This is a genomic window from Rhodanobacter sp. GW835-FHT13D09, assembly GCF_058793995.1.
Map to the genome: position 1 here is coordinate 218,604 of NZ_JBXAGL010000004.1, position 12,812 is coordinate 231,415.

The window sequence follows — 12,812 nt, forward strand, 5'->3', positions numbered from 1 at the left end:
CGTGACTACAAACCTGATTCGCGAGTTCTTCGAATCCTCCCAACTCGCTGGCGGCAACGCCGATTACGTCGAATCCCTCTATGACGCCTGGCTGGCCGACGCCTCGTCGGTGCCGGCCGAATGGGCCAATTACTTTGCCTCCTTCAAGGGCCGCGAATCGGGGGACGTCTCCCACACCGCGGCCATCGCGCGCATCGAGGCGGCGCAGAAGCAGCGCCACAACGGCGTCGCCGCCGCGCCGGTGAGCGACGAACACGCGCGCAAGCAGGCCGGCGTGCTGCGCCTGCTCACCGCCTACCGCTCGCGCGGCCACCTTGCCGCCGACCTCGACCCGCTCGGCCTGACCGAGAAGATGCCCGCGCCGGACCTCGGCCTCGCCTTCCACGGCCTCGCCGATGCCGACCTCGACACCGAATTCGACACCGGCAACTACGCCGGCGGCGGCCAGCGCCTGAAGCTGCGCGAGCTGCTGGGTCGCCTGCAGAAGACCTACGCCAGCACGATCGGCGCCGAGTTCATGCACATCAGCAACCACGAGCAGCGCAACTGGATCTACAGCCGGCTCGAGCAGGCCACCGGCCAGAGCGGCCTGGACAAGGCCGGCAAGCAGCGCGTGCTGGACGGCCTCACCGCCGCCGAGGGCCTGGAGCGCTATCTCCACACCAAGTACGTCGGCCAGAAGCGCTTCTCGCTGGAAGGCGGCGACAGCCTGATCCCGATGCTCGACGACGTGGTGCGCGCCGCCGGCGACAACGGCATCAAGGAGCTGGTGATCGGCATGGCCCACCGCGGCCGCCTCAACGTGCTGGTCAACATCCTGGGCAAGCCGCCGAAAACCCTGTTCGACGAGTTCGAGGGCCGCTTCGACCACCCGGACGATCCGGCCCACTCCGGCGACGTGAAGTACCACATGGGCTTCTCCGCCGACGTCAAGACGCCGAAGGGCGGCGTGCACGTGGCGCTGGCGTTCAATCCCTCACACCTGGAAATCGTCAACCCGGTGGTGACCGGCTCGGTGCACGCGCGCCAGACCCGCCGCCGCGACACCGCGCACATGCAGTCGATGGCTGTGCTGATCCATGGCGACGCCGCGCTGGCCGGCCAGGGCGTGAACATGGAACTGTTCAACATGTCGCAGGCGCGCGGCTTCAAGATCGGCGGCAGCCTGCACATCGTGATCAACAACCAGGTCGGCTTCACCACCTCCAATCCGCAGGACGCCCGCTCCACCATGTACTGCACCGACCTGGCCAAGATGGTCAACGCGCCGGTGCTGCACGTGAACGGCGACGACCCGGAAGCGGTGATCCTGGTGACCCGGCTTGCCTACGAGTTCCGCAAGCAGTTCCGCAAGGACGTGGTGATCGACCTGGTCTGCTACCGCCGCCACGGCCACAACGAGGCCGACGAGCCGGCCGCCACGCAGCCGGTGATGTACCAGATCATCCGCAAGCGCCCGACCGCGCGCGACCTGTACCAGCAGCAGCTGGTGAAGGAAGGCGTGCTGGCCGAGGGCGAGGCCGCGAAACAGTTCGACGCCTACCGCGCGCGTCTGGAAGCCGGTGCGCCGATGACCGAGCTGAACCCGGCGCCGGTGCGCGACGGCCACGTCGACTGGGTCCGCTTCCTCGGCGGCAAGCTGTCGATGCCGGCCGACACCACGGTGCCGAAGCAGAAGCTGCTGGAGCTGGCCGGCAAGATCCTCGCCCTGCCGGCGGACCTCACCCTGCAGGCCCGCGTGGCGAAGATCTACGACGACCGCCGCAAGATGGCCGCGGGCGAGCTGCCGGCCGACTGGGGCTTCGCGGAGAACCTCGCCTACGCCACCCTCGTCGAGGGCGGCTACGACATGCGCCTGGTCGGCCAGGACTCGGGCCGCGGCACCTTCTTCCACCGCCATGCGGTGCTGCACGACCAGAAGGACGGCCACACCTGGATGCCGCTGGCCACCGTGCGCGGGGGCGCCGACGTCGAGGTGATCGACTCGCTGCTCAGCGAGGAAGCGGTGATGGCGTTCGAGTACGGCCACTCCACGACCGATCCCGACACGCTCAACATCTGGGAAGCCCAGTTCGGCGACTTCGCCAACGGCGCACAGGTGGTGATCGACCAGTTCATCAGCTCCGGCGAGGCGAAGTGGAACCGCCTGTGCGGCCTGGTGCTGCTGTTGCCGCACGGCTACGAGGGCCAGGGTCCGGAGCACTCCTCCGCGCGTCTGGAGCGCTTCCTGCAGCTGTGCGCGATGGACAACATGCAGGTCTGCGTGCCGACCACGCCGGCGCAGGATTTCCACATGATCCGCCGGCAGATGCTGCGTGCCGCGCGCAAGCCGCTGATCGTGATGACGCCGAAGTCGCTGCTGCGCCACAAGCTGGCGGTGTCCACGCTGGACGAGCTGGCCAACGGCAGCTTCCAGCTGGTGATCGGCGAGCATCGCGAGCTGGCCGCGAAGAAGGTCAAGCGCGTGGTGCTGTGCTCCGGCAAGGTCTACTACGACCTGCTGGAGGAAGCCGAGAAGAGCAACCTCGCCGAGGTGGCGATCGTGCGCGTGGAGCAGCTCTATCCGTTCCCGCGTGCCGAGGTCAGCGCCGAGCTGGACAAGTATCCGTCGGCCAAGGAAGTCGTCTGGTGCCAGGAAGAGCCGATGAACCAGGGCGCCTGGTTCCAGATCCGCCACCACCTGCAGGCCTGCATCGGAGCCAAGCACAGCCTCTCGTACGCGGGGCGCGCACGCTCGCCGGCGCCGGCCGCCGGCCACCACAACACCCACGTCGCCGAACAGGCAGCACTCGTCGAACAGGCGCTGACCGCTCCGATCGGCACCGACCATTCTGCGGAATAAAGCAGCTTCTCTGAACAGTGCGGCCAGGATGGCCGCTTCTTGATCTTCGCGATCATGGACGAGCGCACTAACTCAAGGATTCACATGTCCATCGAACTCAAAGTCCCCGTCCTGCCTGAGTCCGTCTCCGACGCCACCATCGCCACCTGGCACAAGCAGGCCGGCGACGCGGTGAAGCGCGACGAGAATCTGGTCGACCTTGAAACCGACAAGGTGGTGCTGGAAGTGCCCTCGCCGGTCGACGGTGTGCTGAAGGAAATCCGGCACCAGGTCGGTGACACGGTGAACAGCGAGCAGGTCATCGCGATCATCGAGGCCGGCGCCACGGCTGCCGCACCGGCTCCGGCTCCGGCAGCCTCCGCTCCGGCGCCCGCGGCCGCGGCCCCCGCCCCCGCTGCGTCGAAGGCCGCCGCCGAGCTTTCCCCCGCCGCACAGCGCGTCGCCACCGAGAACAAGGTCGACACCTCCACCATCGCCGGCACCGGTCGCGATGGCCGCATCATCAAGGAAGACGTGGTCAACGCCGGCTCACGCCCTGCCGCGGCTCCCGCCGCCGCCCCGGCCGCGAAGCCGACCCCGGGCGCGCGTCCGGAAGAGCGTGTGCCGATGACCCGCATGCGTGCACGCATCGCCGAACGCCTGATGCAGTCGAAGAACTCGATCGCCATGCTCACCTCGTTCAACGAGGTGAACCTGGCCGAAGTGGTGAAGATGCGCAAAGCCCTCGGCGACGCGTTCCAGAAGGAACACGGCATCAAGCTCGGCTTCATGAGCTTCTTCGTCAAGGCCGCCGCCGAGGCGCTGAAGCGCTACCCGTTCGTCAACGCGTCGGTCGACGGCAACGACGTGGTCTACCACGGCTACCAGGACATCTCGATCGCCGTGTCCACCGACAAGGGCCTGGTGACGCCGGTGCTGCGCGACGTGCAGGACATGAGCTTCGCCGAGGTCGAGCAGGGCATCGCCAACTACGCCGCCAAGGCGCGCGCGAACAAGCTGTCGCTGGACGACCTGCAAGGCGGCACGTTCACCATCACCAACGGCGGCACCTTCGGCTCGCTGCTCTCCACCCCGATCGTCAACCCGCCGCAGAGCGCGATCCTCGGCATGCACACGATCAAGGAGCGTCCGATCGTCGAGAACGGCCAGATCATCGCCGCGCCGATGATGTACATCGCGCTCAGCTACGACCACCGCATCATCGACGGCAAGGACGCGGTGCTGTTCCTGGTCGACATCAAGAACCAGCTGGAGAATCCGCAGCGCATGCTGTTGGGTCTCTAACCGCCTGAACCCCTCTCCCGCCGGGAGAGGGGCTGGGGTGAGGGTCCGCTGATACCGCAACGCCTCACCCCATCCGAACCCTCATCCGGCGCTTCGCGCCACCTTCTCCCGGCGGGAGAAGGAAAGAGCAAAGAGGAAAACCATGAGCGACAAATTCGATGTCATCGTCATCGGCGCCGGCCCGGCCGGCTATGTGGCCGCGATCCGCGCTGCACAGCTGGGCCTGAAGACGGCCTGCATCGACGCGTTCGCCGGCAAGGACGGCAAGCAGGCGCTGGGTGGCACCTGCCTCAACGTGGGCTGCATCCCGTCCAAGGCGCTGCTGGATTCCTCGCGCCAGTTCCACAACCTCACGCACAACTTCGCGGTGCACGGCATCAGCGCCGACAACGCGAAGATCGACGTGCCCACCTTCGCCGGCCGCAAGGACAAGATCGTCAAGCAGTTCACCGGCGGCGTGGCGCAGCTGTTCAAGGCGAACAAGATCACGCCGTACTTCGGCACCGGCAAGCTGCTCAAAGGCAACAGCGTCGAGATCACCGGTAACGACGGCGCCAAGCAAACGGTCAGCGCCACCAACGTGATCCTCGCCTCCGGCTCGGTGCCGATCGAGCTGCCGTTCGCGAAGTTCGACGGCAAGGCGATCGTCGACAACGCCGGCGCGCTGGACTTCACCGAGGTGCCGAAGCGCCTGGGCGTGATCGGCGCCGGCGTGATCGGCCTGGAACTGGGCAGCGTGTGGAAGCGCCTGGGTTCCGAAGTCACCATCATCGAGGCGCTGCCGGAATTCCTCGCTGTCGCCGACGCCGATGTGGCCAAGGTCGCCGCCAGGGAATTCGCCAAGCAGGGCCTGGACATCAAGCTCAACGCCAAGCTCAACAAGGCCGAGGTGAAGGACGGGCCTGATAAGAGCCGCGTCGTGCACCTCACCTACACCGACAAGGACGGCGAGCAGAAGCTGGTCGTCGACAAGCTGCTGGTCGCCGTGGGCCGCCGCGCCTACACCGCCGGCCTGCTGGCCGACGACACCGGCGTGAAGCTGGACGAGCGCGGCCGCATCGTGGTCGACGAACACAACCACACCGGCGTCGACGGCGTGTGGGCGATCGGTGACGCCGTGCGCGGCCCGATGCTGGCGCACAAGGGCTCCGAGGAAGGCGTGGCGGTGGCCGAGTGGATCGCCGGCAAGGCCGGCCACGTCAATCTCGATACCGTGCCGTGGGTGATCTACACCGAGCCGGAGATCGCCTGGGCCGGCAAGACCGAGAAGCAGCTGAAGGACGAAGGCGTGCCGTACAAGGTCGGCAGCTTCCCGTTCGCCGCGATCGGCCGCGCCGTCGCGATGAACGAGGCCGTCGGCCAGGTGAAGATGATCGCCCATGCCGAGACCGATCGCATCCTCGGCGTGCACATGGTCGGCCCGGGCGTGTCCGAGCTGATCGCCGAGTGCGTGGTGGCGATGGAGTTCAAGGGATCGTCCGAGGATCTGGCGCGCATCGTCCACGCCCACCCGACCCTGTCCGAGGCCGTGCACGAGGCCGCGCTGTCGGTCGACAAGCGCGCCATCCACAAGGGCAATTGATCGCCCGGCGCTCAGCCAACACGGCCCGCTCCTGGCGACATGGGCGGGCCGCGTTGTTTTCGGCGAAGCCGAAAACAACAAATTGACACGGCGCTCTCCCATCATCTTTGCCCTGACCAAGCCGACATCGCCATGCCCCTACCCACCGCCATCTGCGTCTACTGCGGCTCCAGCAGCGGGCGGCATCCCGAGTACGCCGAACAGGCGCGCGCCTTCGGCACCGAGATGGCCCGACGCGGCATCGCACTGGTCTACGGCGGCGGCAAGGTCGGCCTGATGGGCGTGGTGGCCGACGCGGTGCTTGCCGGCGGCGGCAGGGCGGTCGGCGTGATCCCGCGCCAGCTGGTGGAGCTGGAGGTGGCGCACCCGGGCCTCAGCGAGCTGGTGGTCGTCGAGACCATGCACCAGCGCAAGACGCGCATGTACGAACTGTCCGATGCCTTCGTCGCCCTGCCCGGCGGCTTCGGCACGATGGACGAGATGTTCGAGATGTTGACCTGGGCCCAGCTCGGCCTGCACCGCTATCCCTGCGCCTTCCTCGACGTGCGCGGCTACTATCGCGACCTGCGCACGATGATGGAGCACATGGTCGACGAACATTTCGTGCGCCCCGAGCAACGCGACAGCATCTGGTTCGGCGACAGCATGGCCGCCCTGTTCGAGTGGATGCAGGCCTACCAGGGCAGCTACATCCCAAAGTGGATCGACACCAGCAGCGTCAACGCCTGAACGACTGCCGAGGAATACCAAGATGACCAGCTTCCGCGCGTTCCGCATCCGCAACGACGACGCCGGCTACCGCGCCGGCATCGAGGCCATGGACACCGATGCACTGTCGCCCGGCGAAGTGCTGGTCAAGGTCGCGTACTCCTCAGTCAACTACAAGGACGCGCTGGCCGGCACCGGCAAGGGCCGCATCCTGCGCACCTACCCGCTCAACGGCGGCATCGACGTGGCCGGTCACGTGGTCGCCTCGACCGATCCCGCCTTTCGGGAAGGCGACGCGGTGCTGTGCACCGGCAGCGGCCTGTCCGAGACGCGCGACGGCGGCTATGGCGAATACGCGCGCCTCGATGCGCGCTGGACGATCCCGCTGCCGGCCGGCCTGGGCTTGCGCGAAAGCATGATCATCGGCACCGCCGGCTTCACCGCGGCGCTGGCGCTGCTGCGCATGCAGGACAACCGGCAGACGCCCGCGCTGGGCCCGATCGCGGTGACCGGCGCCAGCGGCGGCGTCGGCATGCTGGCGATCGACATCTTCAGCCGCGCCGGCCATGAGGTGCACGCGATCAGCGGCAAGGCCGACCACTTCGATTTCCTGCGCGGTCTCGGTGCCAGCGAATGCATCGACCGCCACCAGCTCGCCCTCAGCGGCAAGCCGATGGACTCCGTCCGCTTCGGCGGTGCGCTGGACAACGTCGGCGGCAGCATGCTCGGCGGCCTGCTGCCGCTGGTCAGCCCGTACGGCAACGTGGCGATCTGCGGCAACGCCGGCGGCATCGCCTTCGACAGCACGGTGATGCCGTTCATCATTCGCGGCGTGAGCCTGCTCGGCATCGCGTCGGCCGGTACGGCGCGCGATCTCCGCGACGCGGTCTGGCGGCAGCTCGCCGGCGACTGGAAACCGCGGCACCTCGACCGCATCGCCACCGATGAAGTCGGCCTCGACGAACTCCCCGGCGTGTTCGCGCGCATGCTCGCCGGTGATTCCTTCGGCCGCACCCTGGTGCGCATCGGCAACACGGTTTGACGAAGCCGTGCTTGGAAGTACCATCGCCACGGCTTAGAATCATCGAAACTCGCAGGGGATTATCACCTTATGGCACGCATCCTGATCGTCGACGACTCCCCGTCGCAACTGCTTGGCATCAAGCGGATCGTCGAAAAACTCGGGCATGAGACCCTTTCTGCCGAGGACGGTGCCGCCGGTGTGGAAGTGGCCAAGGCGGAGAAGCCCGACCTGATCCTGATGGATGTGGTGATGCCCAACCTCAACGGCTTCCAGGCCACCCGCACGATCAGCAAGAACGCCGAGACCGCACACATCCCGATCATCCTGGTCACCACCAAGGACCAGGAGACCGACCGGGTCTGGGGCATGCGCCAGGGCGCCAAGGCCTACGTGACCAAGCCGATCAAGGAAGAGGAACTGCTCAAGGCGCTGCAGGAATTCCTGCCCGGCTGATCCTTGCATCCAAGCTTCTGCAAAAACGGCGCCCCTGGGCGCTGTTTTCATTCAGGCGTTGCGCGCCGCTCAGTGGCGGGGATCGAAGCCCTTGAACGCCTCGTGCAGCGCCTCGTAGGCAGCGTGTTGCTTGTCGCTGTCGGCCGGTGGCGTGCGGATCGACAGCTCCACCAGCTGATCGCCCGGATGCGCGCCGGGCATGCCGCGCCCCTTCAGGCGCAGCTTGCGGCCCGATTGCGAGCCCGCCGGGATGCGCAGGTCGACCGTGCCGGCCAGGGTCGGCACCGGCACCGTGGCGCCCAGCGCCGCCTCCCACGGAGCGATCGGCAGCACATGCACCACGTTGCGACCGTCCAGACGGAAACGCGCATCGTCGCGGATGCCCACTTCCAGCAGCAGGTCGCCGTTCGGGCCGCCGGCGGCGCCACTGCGGCCCTGGCCGGACAGGCGGATCACCTGCCCCGGCTGGATTCCGGCCGGAATCTTCACCTCCAGCACGCGCTCGCCACCGGCCGGATCCTGCATCGCCAGCCGCGTGCGGCCGCCGTCGAAGGCGGTCTGCAGGTCGATCTGCACCGACGCCTGCACATCCTGGCCGCGCCGCGGCCGCGGCTGGCCACGATGGACGCCGCCGCCAGCGGTACGGCCGAACAGGCTCTCGAAGAAATCGCTGAAGTCGCCGTCGTCGCCGCCGCCGAAACCCTGCTGGCCCTGCCAGCCCGGCGGCGGCCGGAACTGCTCGCCCTGCCGGTAGCCGCCGGCACGCAGTTGGTCGTACGAACGCCGCTTCTCGGCGTCCCTGAGCACTTCGTTGGCCTCGTTGACCGCCTTGAATTTCTCCTCGGCGCCGGCTTCCTTGTTCTTGTCCGGATGGTATTTGCGCGCCAGCTTGCGATACGCCGCCTTGATCTCGGCCTCGCTCGCCTCGGGCTTCACGCCCAGGATCTCGTAATAGTCTTTGAATTCCACGTACCACTCCCGCCGATTCGATCTCTTCCACACACGACGACCTGCCGCGGATCATTGTCCGCGGCAGGTCGCCGGCGCAATACTCGCGGAAATGTTTCAGCTACCAGTATTGATGGTGATGCGGCGCGGCGTGGTCTCCGCCTTCTTCGGAATGACGATTTCCAGCACGCCATCCTTGCCGTGCGCGGTGACGCCGTCGGCATCGGCGCTGTCGGGTAGCGCGAAGCGGCGGTAAAACAGGCCGTGCGAGCGCTCCAACCGGGTGAACTTGCCGTTCTGCTCGCGGTTCTCCACGGTGCGTTCGCCCTTGATGGTGAGGATGCCCTTCTCCATGCTCACCTCGATCTTCTCCGGGTCCACGCCAGGAATGTCGGCGTAGATCACGAAACGCCTGTCCTCTTCCTTGATGTCCACGCGCGGCGCCCACTGGCTGGTCACCACGTTGGACTGGTCCGCCTCGGCCGGGTTGCCAAGCAGGCGATCGAACGCCTCGCGGATGTCGCCGATGTTGGCCGTGTTGGCCGGATTCCAGGGAAAGTTGCGACTCAGATTCATGCTCGTATCTCCTCGTCGGTGGGGTTTTGCGGCTCAACGCCGCCTGTCCAGAAAGTGGGTTTTCATGGCTGCCGATTCAAGGCGACAAGCTTCTTCCCGCAGCGCTAGCATGGCGGTACCATCCACGGAGGAAGTCGTCACCATGACCATTCAGATCGGCCAGCCGCTGCCGGATGTCGAGCTGTCGGCGGTCGGCGAGGAGATCCGCCCCTGCCGGACCGGCGAACTGTTTGCCGGAAGCCGCGTGGTGCTGTTCGCCGTCCCCGGCGCCTTCACGCCGACGTGTTCCAGCCGGCATCTTCCAGGCTACGTGCAACGCTACGCCGACTTCCACGAAGCCGGGGTGAAGGTGATGTGCCTGGCGGTCAACGATGCCTACGTGATGCAGGCCTGGGCCCGCGCCCAGCAGGTTCCCCCGGGCCTGCTGATGCTCGCCGACGGCAACGCCAACTTCACCCGCGCGCTGGGCCTGGAACTGGACGGCAGCGCCTTCGGCATGGGCCAGCGCGCGCGGCGTTTTGCGCTCTACGCGGAAGACGGCGTGGTGCGCCTGCTGCAGGTCGAGGCCCCCGGAGAGCTGCGCGTCTCCAGTGCGGAGGCGATGCTGGCGGCGATCGGCCGCTAAAAGAAAAACCCCGGCGTGACCGGGTTTTTCTCAGCTTGCCGCGGGCCTACTCGCCGGTCTCCGCCGGGAAGCCGCCGCCATCCGCCGGTCCCGGCGCCTCGGTGGATTCGGCATCCTCGCCGTTGCCCTCGTCCGCCTCCAGCCGCACCACGCTGACCAGGGTCTCGTCGGCAGGCAGGCGGATCAGGGTGACGCCCTGGGTGTTGCGGCCGAGTCGCGAGACTTCCGCCACGCGGGTGCGCACCAGCGTGCCCTTGTCGGAGATCAGCATCAGCTCGTGCGCCTCGCTGACCTGCACCGCGGCCACCAGTGCGCCGTTGCGCTCGGAGCACTGGATACCGATCACGCCCTGGGTGCCGCGGCCCTTCTTGGGGAACTCGTCCAGCGCGGTGCGCTTGCCATAACCGCGTTCGGTCGCGGTGAGGATGTCCCCTCCGAGAACCGCTCCCTCGGCTGCCACGATCAGCGAGACCACCGCCTCGCCCTCGGCCAGGCGCATGCCGCGCACGCCGGTGGCGGTGCGCCCCATCGAGCGCACGGTGCCCTCGTCGAAGCGGTTGACCTTGCCGTTGGAGGCGAACAGCAGGATGTCGCTGTTGCCGTCGGTGAGCTCCACGTTGACCAGTGCGTCGCCCTCGTCGAGATTGATCGCCTGCTTGCCCTTCTGCAGCTGGTAGGCGAATTCGGTGAGCGGGGTCTTCTTGACCGTGCCGTGCTTCGTCGCGAAGAACACGTAGCGGTCGTCGGCGTACTCGCGCACCGGCAGCACTGCCTGCACCTTTTCGCCGGCGTTCAGCGGCAGCAGGTTGATGATCGGCTTGCCGCGCGCACCGGAGCCGGCCTCCGGCATCTGGTAGACCTTGAGCCAGTAGACGCGGCCGGTACTGGTGAAGGTGAGCAGGGTGTCGTGCGTGTTGACCACCCACAGCTGCTCGACGACGTCCTCGTCCTTCAGCGCGGAAGCCGAGCGGCCCTTGCCGCCGCGCTTCTGCGCGCGGTACGTGCTGGCCGGCTGGCGCTTGACGTAGCCGGTGTGCGACAGCGTGACCACCACGTCTTCCGGCGCGATCAGGTCGAGTACGTTGAGGTCTTCCTGCGAATGCTGGATCTCGGTGCGACGGGCATCGCCGAATTCGGCCTTGATCGCCTCCAGCTCCTCGCGGATCACCTGCAGCAGGCGGTCCGGGTTCTCCAGGATCTCGATCAGGCCGCGGATGGTTTCCAGGATCTGCCGGTATTCGTCGGAAAGCTTTTCCTGCTCCAGCCCGGTCAGGCGATGCAGGCGCATCGCCAGGATTTCCAGTGCCTGCGCCTCGGACAGCTGGTAACCGTCGGCCTTCAGGCCGTCGCGCGGGTCCATGTCTTCCGGCCGCGAGGCATCGGCGCCGGTGGCGGACAACAGGGCCCGCACCAGGCCGGCTTCCCAGCGCCGCGCCACCATGCGCTCGCGCGCTTCGGCCGGCGACGACGAGGTCTTGATCAGCTCGATCATCTCGTCGATGTTGGCCAGCGCGACGGTAAGGCCCTCGAGGATGTGCGCGCGGGCACGCGCCTTGCGCAGGTCGAAGATGGTGCGACGGGTGACCACCTCGCGCCGGTGGCGGATGAACGCCTCGAGGATGTCCTTGAGATTGAGCAGCTTCGGCTGGCCGTCCAGCAGGGCCACCATGTTGATGCCGAAGGTGACCTGCAGCTGGGTCTGCTGGAACAGGTTGTTCAGCACCACGTCGCCCATCGCATCCTTGCGGATTTCGATGACGACGCGCATGCCGTCCTTGTCGGACTCGTCGCGCAGCTCGCTGATGCCTTCGAGCTTCTTCTCCTTGACCAGCTCGGCGATCTTCTCGATCAGCCGGGCCTTGTTCACCTGGTACGGCAGCTCGTGGACGATGATCGTCTCGCGGCCGTTCGGCTCGGTCTCGATCTCGGCCTTGGCGCGCACCAGGATGCGGCCGCGACCGGTGCGGTACGCCTCGATGATGCCGGACGAACCGTTGATGATGCCGTGGGTCGGGAAATCCGGGCCGGGGATGTAGTGCATCAGGTCGTCGATCGAGAGCGCAGGCTCGTCGATCAGCGCGATCGTCGCCGCGATCACCTCGTTGAGGTTGTGCGGCGGGATATTGGTGGCCATGCCGACCGCGATGCCGGCCGAACCGTTCACCAGCAGGTTCGGCACGCGCGTGGGCAGCACCAGCGGCTCGTGCTCGCTCTCGTCGTAGTTCGGGCCGAAGTCGACGGTTTCCTTGTCGATGTCGGCCAGCAGCTCGTGGCTGAGCCGCGACATGCGCACCTCGGTGTAGCGCATCGCGGCGGCGCTGTCGCCGTCGACCGAGCCGAAGTTGCCCTGGCCGTCGACCAGCATGTAGCGCAGCGAGAACGGCTGCGCCAGGCGCACGATCGCGTCATAAACCGACTGGTCGCCGTGCGGATGGTACTTACCGATGACGTCACCGACCACGCGGGCCGACTTCTTGTACGGCTTGTTCCACACGTTGCCGAGTTCGTTCATCGCGAACAGCACGCGGCGATGCACCGGTTTCAGACCGTCACGGACATCCGGGAGGGCGCGGCCCACGATCACGCTCATGGCGTAATCGAGATAGCTCTGGCGCATCTCGTCTTCGATGTTGACGCGAATCACTTCTTTGGCGAGTTCTGCCATGAATCGGCTTCCCTGATAACGAAAAAAGGACGCTGGCGCCGCGCCTCAAGCGCATGCGCAATGCGACCCGAAATCAACCCGTGGAGTGTAGCACGAACGGCGTCA

The 12,812-nt window shown here is 67.0% G+C and carries 10 protein-coding genes; 7 read left to right on the forward strand and 3 right to left on the reverse strand.

Going from position 1 to position 12,812, the window contains the following annotated elements; all coding sequences use genetic code 11:
- The first annotated feature begins 1 nt into the window (after window position 1).
- The 6 genes from AC1Q5A_RS08240 to pilH all read left to right on the forward strand — a co-directional run bounded on the left by AC1Q5A_RS08240 (window position 2) and on the right by pilH (window position 7,893).
- Window positions 2–2,842, forward strand: a complete 2,841-nt coding sequence (locus AC1Q5A_RS08240; RefSeq protein WP_492700057.1) for a 2-oxoglutarate dehydrogenase E1 component — start codon at window positions 2–4, stop codon at window positions 2,840–2,842.
- An 84-nt stretch (window positions 2,843–2,926) separates the two neighbouring features.
- Window positions 2,927–4,126 (forward strand): 2-oxoglutarate dehydrogenase complex dihydrolipoyllysine-residue succinyltransferase, encoded by a 1,200-nt coding sequence (odhB, locus tag AC1Q5A_RS08245; RefSeq protein ID WP_492700059.1) that lies wholly within the window; start codon window positions 2,927–2,929, stop codon window positions 4,124–4,126.
- A 142-nt stretch (window positions 4,127–4,268) separates the two neighbouring features.
- On the forward strand, window positions 4,269–5,708 hold the full coding sequence (gene lpdA, locus AC1Q5A_RS08250; RefSeq protein WP_492700061.1) for a dihydrolipoyl dehydrogenase: 1,440 nt from the start codon (window positions 4,269–4,271) through the stop codon (window positions 5,706–5,708).
- Between the two features lie 132 nt (window positions 5,709–5,840).
- Window positions 5,841–6,437: an LOG family protein gene (locus AC1Q5A_RS08255; RefSeq protein ID WP_492700063.1), complete on the forward strand. Its 597-nt coding sequence runs from the start codon at window positions 5,841–5,843 to the stop codon at window positions 6,435–6,437.
- Window positions 6,438–6,459: 22 nt separating this feature from the next.
- A complete protein-coding gene (locus AC1Q5A_RS08260; RefSeq protein WP_492700065.1) occupies window positions 6,460–7,458 on the forward strand; it encodes an acrylyl-CoA reductase family protein in 999 nt (332 codons plus the stop codon).
- A gap of 69 nt (window positions 7,459–7,527) precedes the next feature.
- The gene (gene pilH / locus AC1Q5A_RS08265) at window positions 7,528–7,893 is read left to right on the forward strand and encodes a twitching motility response regulator PilH (protein ID WP_008435575.1); all 366 of its coding nucleotides are present in this window, start codon (window positions 7,528–7,530) and stop codon (window positions 7,891–7,893) included.
- Window positions 7,894–7,962: 69 nt separating this feature from the next.
- Here the strand turns inward: pilH and AC1Q5A_RS08270 are convergent, their stop codons facing one another.
- On the reverse strand, window positions 7,963–8,862 hold the full coding sequence (locus tag AC1Q5A_RS08270) for a DnaJ C-terminal domain-containing protein (RefSeq protein ID WP_492700067.1): 900 nt from the start codon (window positions 8,860–8,862) through the stop codon (window positions 7,963–7,965).
- Window positions 8,863–8,958: 96 nt separating this feature from the next.
- Window positions 8,959–9,417, reverse strand: coding sequence for an Hsp20/alpha crystallin family protein (locus AC1Q5A_RS08275; protein WP_492700069.1), 459 nt, complete (start codon window positions 9,415–9,417; stop codon window positions 8,959–8,961).
- Window positions 9,418–9,559: 142 nt separating this feature from the next.
- On the opposite strand from AC1Q5A_RS08275, the gene AC1Q5A_RS08280 reads away from it, so the two are divergent.
- Entirely contained in the window at window positions 9,560–10,042 is a 483-nt protein-coding gene (locus tag AC1Q5A_RS08280; protein WP_492700071.1) for a peroxiredoxin, read from the forward strand.
- A 46-nt stretch (window positions 10,043–10,088) separates the two neighbouring features.
- On the opposite strand, the gene gyrA is transcribed toward AC1Q5A_RS08280, so the two are convergent.
- Window positions 10,089–12,707 (reverse strand): DNA gyrase subunit A, encoded by a 2,619-nt coding sequence (gene gyrA / locus AC1Q5A_RS08285; RefSeq protein ID WP_492700072.1) that lies wholly within the window; start codon window positions 12,705–12,707, stop codon window positions 10,089–10,091.
- Window positions 12,708–12,812: the final 105 nt, after the last annotated feature.